Source organism: Humibacter sp. (assembly GCF_051954055.1).
Lineage (GTDB): Bacteria > Actinomycetota > Actinomycetes > Actinomycetales > Microbacteriaceae > Humibacter.
In genome coordinates, this window is sequence record NZ_JBQCIE010000059.1 from 1 (window position 1) to 4,951 (window position 4,951).

The 4,951-nt window shown below is 69.3% G+C and carries 5 protein-coding genes; all 5 read right to left on the reverse strand.

The window, feature by feature from the left end:
• A partial coding sequence (locus ACTHNC_RS07480; RefSeq protein ID WP_440293974.1) for an ATP-binding cassette domain-containing protein occupies window positions 1–416 on the reverse strand: 416 nt, incomplete at its 3' end.
• Window positions 417–708: 292 nt separating this feature from the next.
• Entirely contained in the window at window positions 709–1,878 is a 1,170-nt protein-coding gene (locus ACTHNC_RS07485; RefSeq protein ID WP_440293970.1) for a sugar ABC transporter permease, read from the reverse strand.
• Between the two features lie 80 nt (window positions 1,879–1,958).
• Window positions 1,959–2,837: an ATP-binding cassette domain-containing protein gene (locus ACTHNC_RS07490; protein WP_440293971.1), complete on the reverse strand. Its 879-nt coding sequence runs from the start codon at window positions 2,835–2,837 to the stop codon at window positions 1,959–1,961.
• Window positions 2,834–3,931, reverse strand: a complete 1,098-nt coding sequence (locus tag ACTHNC_RS07495; RefSeq protein ID WP_440293972.1) for a substrate-binding domain-containing protein — start codon at window positions 3,929–3,931, stop codon at window positions 2,834–2,836. The genes ACTHNC_RS07490 and ACTHNC_RS07495 overlap by 4 nt, the downstream gene beginning before the upstream one ends.
• Window positions 3,928–4,951: ROK family protein (locus tag ACTHNC_RS07500; protein WP_440293973.1), on the reverse strand; the 1,024-nt coding region annotated here is incomplete at its 5' end. The genes ACTHNC_RS07495 and ACTHNC_RS07500, both read right to left, overlap by 4 nt.

Genomic DNA, 4,951 nt, shown 5'->3' on the forward strand with positions numbered 1-4,951 from the left:
ACGCCGAGCGTCTTGATCGGAGTGTCGGGGTCCTCGCGAAGACCGACGAGGTCAAGCAGCTCACGGGCGCGCTTCTGCGACGCGACCCAGTCGATGCGGCCGAACCGGGTGATCTCGTTGCCGAGGAAGAGGTTCTCGGTGATCGAGAGCTCGGGGATGAGCGCCAGCTCCTGATGGATGATCGCGATACCGGCGGTCTCGCTCTGCTTCGTGTTCGAGAAGCGAACCGTCTCGCCCTCGTAGATGATCTGGCCCTCGTACGTGCCGTAGGGGTAGACGCCGGACAAGACCTTCATCAGGGTCGACTTGCCCGCGCCGTTCTCGCCGCAGATCGCGTGGATCTCGCCGCGCGCCACGGTCATCGTCACGTCCGAGAGTGCGACCACACCGGGGAAGCGCTTGGTGATCTCGCGCATTTCCAGAATGGGGGCGTTCGCCACGGATGATCCTCTCGCTGTGCGGGGCGAGGCATCCTTCGTGCAAGCCGCTTGAGGCTCTTCACGTGTGGGTTCGACGCCCTCGTCCCGTGGTGCTGCGGCCACTCGGACCGCTTTCCGTTGCCTCGGGTGCGGCAACGAAACGCCACGCTAACACAGATGCGTTCAGGTATTGAACACAAGCGCGAAAATGAGCACCGCGCTCGGCGTGCGAGTGAACACAAGCTCGAACCGACGATCGGAGAGCCCAGTGTTTCTGCGGAAGCGCGGGCTACGCCCGGCCGTGAGTCGCGCGCGAGCGTCTGGAAAGTGAATCCACGATGACGGCGAGCAGCAGCACGGCGCCCGTGATGATGTACCGCACCGAGGCGTCGAGGTTGAGCAGCGTCAGTCCGCTGGAGATGGCCGAGATCACCAGAACGCCGAGCACGGCCGACCATGCGCTGCCCCGCCCGCCGAACAGGCTCGTGCCGCCGATGATGGCGGCGGCGATGGCGTTGAGGTTCGTGTCGGCGGACCCGGTGAGCGTTGTCGCCGAGCCGAGCCGGGCGGCCGAGAGCACCCCGCCGAGCGCCGCCAGCGCCGAGCAGATGACGAAGGCCGTGATCAGGGTGCGGGTGACGGGCAGGCCGGCGCGGCCCGCGGCATCCACGTTCCCGCCGACGGCGAAGACGGATCGGCCCCAGCGCGTGCGGCGCAGCAGGTACGAGACGACTACGACGAGCAGCAGGAACAGCACGGGCATGATCGCGGTGCCTCGGTCGAGCGAGAGGTACCAGACCACGATGCAGAGCGCCACCAGCAGGGCGGCGGCCTTGACGATCGTGACCGATGGATGCTCCGCCGGCAGCTGTGCGAGCATCCGTCTGCGCCTGCGTGCGAGCCCGGTGCCGAGCACGGCCAGTGCGGCGACGCCGACGATGATGTAGGCGACCCAGGGTGGCAGGAACCACGTGTTCGCGAACTGAACGAGCGGGTCGGTGAACGGGATGTTGATGGATCCGCTGGGGCCGAGGAGCGCCAGCTGCACGCCGAGGAAGGCCAGGAGTCCGGCGAGCGTGATCAAGAAGCTGGGCACGCCGAAGCGGGTGAGCAGGAAGCCGTAGAACGCGCCGATCGCTGCGCCCGCCGCGATCGCGGCAAGCACGCCGACGATCATCGGCCATCCGAGCCGCATCGCGAACACGCCCACCACGGCGCTCGCCAGGCCGCTGACGGATCCGACGGAGAGGTCGATCTGCGCCACCAGCAGCACGACGACGGTTCCGAGCGCGATCACGCCGAGCGGCGTGGCCTGGAGCGTGAGGTTCACCAGGTTTCCGGGCGCCAGGAACCGCGGATTGAGCGCCTGGAACAGCACGGCGATGACGAGCAGCCCGAGCACCACGGGCAGCGAGCCGAGCTCGCCGTCGCGCAGCCGCCCCGCAAACCCGGATGCCATGTCCCGCAGAGTGTAGACGGCGCCCGGCTCCGCCCGGCCACGAGCGGGTCCACGAGGGACAGCTGTGCGATCCATCGCGTTCATCGGCCGCTCCCGTCGCCGGATGCAGTGTCGCCGTCGGCGCTCCCGAACCGACCGCCGAAGCGGTCCCGCGGGTCGTCCTCCGGCGTGCCCTCCTCGAGGTTCAGCACCCCGGTGATCGACGCGATGATGTCTTCGTAGCTGAGGTCGGGCGCCCTGAACCGGCCGTTCACGCGGCCGAGCCGCAGCACGATCACCCGGTCGGCGACCGCCTGCACGTCGGCCATGTTGTGGCTGATCAGCACGACGCAGTGCCCGCGGTCGCGCAGCAGCTCGATGAGGTTGAGCACCTCTGCGGTCTGGGCGACGCCGAGCGCCGCGGTCGGCTCGTCGAGGATGACCACGCTCGGCTCGCCGATCAGCGATCGCGCGATCGCCACGGTCTGACGCTGGCCGCCGGAGAGCGTGGCGACGGGCATCCGCACCGAGGGGATGCGAGCAGACAGTTGCCGCAGCAGCTCCCACGAGCGCTGCTCCATCGTCTCCTCGTCGAGCGGCCCGTTGCCGAGCTCCTGCCCGAGGAACAGGTTGGCGACCACGTCGAGGTTGTCGCACAGAGCGAGATCCTGGAACACGGTGGCGATGCCGAGCTCGCGGGATGCCGCTGGCGACGGGATCGTGACGTGACGGCCCTCGTACGCGATCGTCCCCGCATCCGGCGGGTGGACCCCCGCCAGGATTTTCACCAACGTCGACTTGCCCGCTCCGTTGTCGCCGACGAGTGCGACGACCTCGCCGCCGTACAGGTCGAGGTCCACGCTGCGGAGGGCCTGGATGTGCCCGAACGACTTGCTGATGCCGCGCATGCTGACGACCGGCTCGAGCACGTCGGCCGAGCCCGTGGCATCCGGGCTCGGGGCAGCGTCTCCCGCACTCATGAGATGCCGTGCTCCTTGCAGTAGGCCTGGTACGCGGGCGTGCAGATCTCCGCGGCGGTGTGGAATCCGGTGTCGATCACGACCTTCTTCACGTTCTGCAGTGTCACCGTGACCGGCTTGAGCGTCACGGTGGGCACCGGCTTTCCCGACACCTTCGTAGTCGTCGTGCCCTTTGGATGCCCGCCGCGCACCACCGTGAGTGCGGCATCCGCGGCGATCTGCGCCTGTTGCCTGATCGGCTTGTACACGGTCATGTACTGGGTTCCGGCGATGATGCGCTGCACGGCGGCCACCTCGGCATCCTGCCCGGTCGTCGGCGGAACCGGGTTCACACCGGCGGCCTGCAGTGCGGCGATGGCGCCCTGCGCGAGGCCGTCGTTCGCGGCATAGACGCCGGTGATACGGGTGCCGAACTGGGTGATCTGCCCGGCGACCCAGGTCTGCGCCTCCGAGCCGGCCCAGTCCGGAGTGTCGTACTCGGCCAGCACCGTGTAACCCGACGAGTCGATCACCGAGTGGGCGCCCTCCTTGTAGGCGCGGGCGTTGTTGTCGGTGGGCGATCCATTGACCATGAGGATGCCCGACCCGGCTGGCGCCTTCAGCTCCCGCAGGCGATCCACCAGTGCCTGCGCCTGGAGCACGCCGACGCGCTCGTTGTCGGCGGAGACGAAGAACGACAGGTCGGGGCTGTCGATGATGCGGTCGTAGGCGATCACCGGCACGCCCTTGGCGACCGCCTCGTTGACGATGGATGCCGCTGCCTCGCCGTCGACGGCATCCAGCACCAGAACGGCGACCCCCTGCGCAAGCATCGACTCGGCCTGCTGCTGCTGTCTCGCCGCGTCGGCGGAAGCGTTCTGGTAGGCCACACTGCAGCCAGGGCACTTATCGTGGATGCGCGCCTCGAACGCCGGCCGGTCGGCGGATTCGTAGCGGGTGTTCGTGGAGTCGGGCAGCAGCAGCCCGATGGTCGCGTGCGCCGGATCGATGGCCGCGTGCGACGTATCGCCGGGCGCCACCGCGTTGGAGCACCCGACGAGGGCGAACACGCAGGCGGCGACCGCGAGCAGCGAACCCGCGCGGATCGCCTTCATTCCGCGATGTCCTCCACCGGTGTCGAGTCCTCGGGCTGAATGGAGACGCGGTCGACCGCCATCGCGACGGCGCCCATCGCCGCGGCGCCCGCCCCGAGCTGGCCCTGCACGATCTCCGGCGCGAAGGTGGTTCCGGCCAGCACGGCCCGCTCCACCTCGCGGCGCATGGGCCCGAGCAGTAGCTCGCCGGAGCGGCCGAGCTCGCCGCCGACGACGATGCGCTCAGGATCGAGCAGGTTGCACAGGTTCGCGGTGGCCACCCCGATGGCGGTGCCGGCGTCGGCGATCGCGCGGATGGCATCCGCATCGCCCGACATCGCACGAACGATCACGTCTTGCAGCTTGATGCCTCGGCCGGCGGACTGCAGCCGCTGGATGAGCGCGCTCCCGCCGGCGATGGCCTGAACGCACCCGCGATTGCCGCACTCGCACACCGGGCCGTCCTCCTGGATGACCGTATGCCCGAGCTCGCCCGCCATGCCGCCGTGGCCGGAGTACACGCGTCCGCCGAGCACGAGGCCGGCGCCGATGCGGTCGCCCACGTCGACGAACACGACGTCTTCCTTGCCTCGCGCGGCACCCAGCCGCAGCTCACCGAGGGCGGCGGCGTTGGCATCCGTGTCGACGAACACAGGCCGCTTGAGTCGTTGCTGCAGCACGTCGGAGACCTCGACGCCGTCCCATCCGCGCAGGATGCCGCGCCGTGCGATGCGCCCGGTGCGCCGGTCGACGGGCGCAGGAAGCGCGACGCCGACCGCGAGCAGGTCGAGCATGCCTGCGCCGGCGGACTCGAGCATGTCGGCCAGCAGCAGCATGACCCGGTCGAGCTCGTTGTCGGCGCGATGGTCTTTGGCCAGTGGCATGTGCGACTCGGCGACGACCGTGTAGGCGACATCGGAGATGGAGATGCGCAGGTGCCGCGTGGAGAAGTGCACGCCGGCGACGAGTCCGAGAGCGTGCGCGAGCGTGACGTGCTGTGCCCGGCGGCCGCTCCGAGTGCCCGGCGCGGTGTTGAGAACG

Excerpts from the sequence above, each read along its gene's own strand:
- ACTHNC_RS07485 (WP_440293970.1), bottom strand. The coding sequence starts at position 1,878 with ATGGCATCCGGGTTTGCGGGGCGGCTGCGCGACGGCGAGCTCGGCTCG.
- ACTHNC_RS07495 (WP_440293972.1), bottom strand. The coding sequence starts at position 3,931 with ATGAAGGCGATCCGCGCGGGTTCGCTGCTCGCGGTCGCCGCCTGCGTG.
- ACTHNC_RS07490 (WP_440293971.1), bottom strand. The coding sequence starts at position 2,837 with ATGAGTGCGGGAGACGCTGCCCCGAGCCCGGATGCCACGGGCTCGGCC.